Below are 4,111 nucleotides of genomic sequence, written 5' to 3'. Positions count from 1 at the left end.
GCGCCGGAGAAGCCGATCCGGGCGACGAGGTCGTCCTTGGCACAGGCGGACGGGTCCGGGCCGCTGGCACAGATCTGGTCGTCGGAGGTCAGCAGTGCCACCTTGCCGTCCTTGGCGGTCTGCACGACCTGCGGGCCCACCGCCGGGTCCGGCACCACGATGATGATGCCGTTGGTCTTCTGCGCGACGGCCGACTGGACTTCGCTGACGGTCTTGTTGGCGTCGTTGCCGAGGTTGACGACCTTGAGGTCGACGCCCAGCTCGGCGGCCTTGGCCTTGGCGCCGGCGGCCTCACCGACGAAGTACTCCTGGTCACCCTGCTTCTGCAGGTAGGTGATCGAGATCTTGCCGCTCACGGGTGCGACCGTGGCGTCCGCACTCGTCGCCTCCTTGCCGGTGGAACAGCCGGTGGTCAGGCCCAGGGCGAGCAGCAGGCCGGTCGCAGCGACGGTGCTGCGGGTGGTGCGGAACATGGACAGCTCCTTGAGCACGCGCCAGTATCGGCGCTGGGGGTGCGGGGAAGGGCGACGGCATCGGGTACGCACGGTGGACGGTGGCAGGGAGGGCAGGGCTCTCTCTCCGAAGCTGTCCGCAGACTGCGGCCATCCGTCTCACCAATAACTAACATGTTCAAACGGGATGCAACATATGACATCGCTGTCACGCAACGACGTCAAGAGGGCGGAAGGACCGATACCGCCTCGTGACCATCCGTCCTGCACATTTGGGCGCATCGTGGTTTGTTCAGTCAAAAACCTAAACTGGTATGGCTGTTGAGCCGTCAACTGATCGCGGAGCACCGGCGCGACGGGCGACCCTCCGGCGTTCCGGGCCTACGGGAAGCCGGCCCGTCACTCCTGTCACTCCACTCACATTCCGACATCGGATCGGCAGGCCGGCGTCGGGGCCGACAGGGCGACGACGGACCCGTGCGGCTACCGGAACCGCCCCACGCCCACCATCAGCCCTTCCCGTCAAGGGTATTGACATGGGTACAGGCCGACGGTCTGATGTAGCTGCTTTCGTTCGGCCCTGCTCGGTTCCGTACTTCTTCCCGCCACGGAGCCGCACACGTTCCACCGCCCGGACGCGCACCGACCGCGCCGGGCTAGCACCGCGCCACACTCCCGGCCCTCCCGCCAGGAGGCCGCACGCCCTCCGGTCGCGGCCCCGAGCGGCTGCGCCGCGGCCCCGCCACGGCCCACCGGTTCTTCCCGCCAGGGGAGTTCACCTGCGCACGGGCGACGGTCGGACGGAGCCGCTTCCGTCCGGCCTTTCCTGGTTTCCGCACTCACTCCCGTGACGGGACCGCCCACGTTCCACCACTGGGGCGCGCACCCGGCCGCACCGGTCCGCCCGCCCACCGCCCCGCTGCTCCCGCACGTCCGCCGGCAGGAGCAGCACGCCCTCCACCCGAAAGGAGCTTCTCGTGTCGAAAGGGAAATTCCGCCGAACGCTGCTCGCACGCTGCGCCCTGGCAGCGACCCTCGCGGCGACCTTCTTCTCCGCAGCCCCCACCGCCCACGCGGCACCCGCCGCGGCGGCCACCACCTGGACGGTCACCGGACCGTCGGCCGGCTCCCCCACGTCCGCGCAACTCGCCCTGACCGACGGCGTGCTGACCTTCGGCGTCTCGAATCAGGGCCGGGCGGTCCTGTCCCCGTCCCCGATCGGCATCGAGACCGCCGCTGCCGACCTCACGAAGAACCTGGCCTTCACCCAGCGCCAGGACCGCACGGTCACCGAGGCGTACACCATGACGACCGGCAAGCAGCTCAGCCGGCGCACCACGTACAACGAGAGCACCCTGTCCTTCACCGGCACCGGCGGCGCCCGGCTGGACGTCGTCGTGCGCGCCTCCGACACCGGCACCGCCTACCGGTACGTGCTCCCCGGATCCGGATCCGTGACGGTGCGCCGCGAGACCTCCTCGTGGAGCGTCCCGACGTCGTCCGCCGCCTGGCTGGTGCCACCGCACAGCGAGGACCAGGGCAAGTGGTTCCAGACGACCGCGGGCGGAGCGCCGTCGAACAACTACGGCATACCGGCGCTCTTCCAGGTCGGCGGAACGTACGCGCTGGTGGCCGAGACCGACCTCGACGGCCGTTACGCCGCCAGTCGGCTGACCCACTCCGCTGGCTCCGGCACGTACACGACCGCGATCACCGGCGCGCCCGTCACGGCGAGCCTGCCGCTCGCCACACCCTGGCGTACCGCGGCCGTCGGCGACCTGGCGGCCGTCACCGGCTCGACCCTCGTCGACGACCTCGCACCGGCGTCCCGGGTGGCCGACACCTCGTGGGTCGAGCCCGGCACCGTGGCCTGGTCCTGGCTCACCGAACACTCCAGCCCCGGCGATCCGGCCCGCCAGCGCGAGTACATCGACTTCGCGCAGCACAACGGCTGGGGCTACGTCCTGGTCGACGAGGGCTGGCAGTCGAGCTGGGCGCCGGACCTGGTGGCCTACGCCGCACAGCGCGGGGTGAAGGTGATCCTCTGGTTCAACTCCGCCAACCTGCAGACCTCCCAGCAGCGCGACCAGTGGCTGCCCCTGGTCAAGAGCTGGGGCGTGGCCGGCGTCAAGATCGACTTCAGCTACGAGTACACCCAGCCCACCCTGAAGTGGTACGACGCCATCCTCGCCGCGACCGCGCAGCAGAAGCTGATGGTCAACTTCCACGGCTCCGCCACCCCCCGCGGCATGCAGCGCACCTGGCCGCACGTGATGACCGGTGAGGCGGTGTTCGGCGCCGAACAGCAGCAGAACCGGGCCGTCTTCAACACCTACCTGCCGTTCACCCGCAACGTCGTGTCGAGCACCGACTTCACACCGGTCGTGTTCAGCCTGGCCAACCGCGACACCAGCGACGCCCACGAGCTCGCGACCTCGGTGGTGTTCGAGTCGGGCTGGCAGCACCTCGCGGACAACCCGGAGAGCTACCGGTCCCGTCCCGAGGCGCTGCGCATCCTCGACCAGCTTCCGACCGCGTGGGACGAGACCCGGCTGCTCGGCGGCAGCCCCGGCCAGGAGGCCTACCTGGCCCGGCGCAGCGGCGGCACGTGGTACCTCGGCGGGATCTCGGCGCTGGCGGCCAAGACCTTCCAGTCGCCGCTGAGCTTCCTCGGCGGCGGCCAGTGGCTGCTGGAGACCGTCCGGGACGGCAACGGCGGCCTGCTCAGGGAGACCAGGGTGGTCACGAACACGGACACGCTGTCCGTTCCCGAGGCGCGCAACGGCGGCTTCGCGTCGGTCGTCTGCCCGTACAGCAGCGGGATGACGACCTGCGGCACGACCGACGTGGACGGGTTCCTCAAGGGCCAGGAGTCCGGCCTGTGCGCCGACGTGCCCGACAAGAGCCAGACCAACGGGACCGCCGTCAAGCTGTGGGACTGCAACGCCGGCGCCAACCAGTCGTGGACGCTGACACCGGCCGGCCAGTTGTCGGTCTACGGGACCAAGTGCCTGGACGTCAAGGGCGCCGGCACCGCCGACGGGACGGTGGTGCAGATCTACGACTGCAACAACACCGGCGCCCAGAAGTGGACGGTCAGGGCCGACGGCTCGGTCGTCAACACGGGCTCCGGCAAGTGCCTGGACGCGAACGACCACGGCACGGCCAACGGCACCGGACTGGCCATCCGCACCTGCAGCGGCGCGGCCAACCAGAAGTGGGCCCGCGCCGACGTCTCCGCCCCCCTCAAGGGCCAGGAGTCGGCCAGGTGCGTCGACGTGCCGAACAGCAACGACGCCAACGGCACCCGGCCCGCGCTGTGGACCTGCAACGCCGGCGCCAACCAGCTCTGGACCTCGACGGCGACCAACCAGCTGCGGGTCTTCACCAACGAGTGCCTGGGCGCCGTCGGCGGGGCCACCGCCAACGGGACCGCCGTCGAGATCCGCGACTGCGACGGCTCGGCCGGCCAGCAGTGGCGGGTGCGGTCCGACGGGGCGGTCGTGAACGTCGGGTCCGGCAAGTGCCTGGACGCGATCGAACACGGCACGGCCAACGGCACCCTCGTGGAGCTGTGGACCTGCAGCGGCACGGCCAACCAGAAGTGGGCGCGCGCCTGATCCGGGCGGGCAGCCGGCGCCGCGGCCGACGCGTACAGC

The 4,111-nt window shown here is 70.5% G+C and carries 2 protein-coding genes; one reads left to right on the top strand and one right to left on the bottom strand.

The genetic code is table 11. From position 1 onward, the window contains the following. On the bottom strand, positions 1–473 hold a 473-nt coding region (locus ACFUK0_RS39620), incomplete at its 3' end, for a substrate-binding domain-containing protein (protein ID WP_380258849.1). A 956-nt stretch (positions 474–1,429) separates the two neighbouring features. Between ACFUK0_RS39620 and ACFUK0_RS39615 the strand changes: the two genes are divergently transcribed. Beyond that, positions 1,430–4,072: a glycoside hydrolase family 97 catalytic domain-containing protein gene (locus tag ACFUK0_RS39615; protein WP_380258847.1), complete on the top strand. Its 2,643-nt coding sequence runs from the start codon at positions 1,430–1,432 to the stop codon at positions 4,070–4,072. The last annotated feature ends 39 nt before the right edge of the window (positions 4,073–4,111 follow it).

It is taken from the genome of Kitasatospora sp. NPDC057223 (assembly GCF_042669755.1).
In the GTDB taxonomy this organism is placed as follows: Bacteria; Actinomycetota; Actinomycetes; order Streptomycetales; family Streptomycetaceae; genus Kitasatospora.
This window is presented reverse-complemented; position numbering and strand designations above follow the sequence as displayed.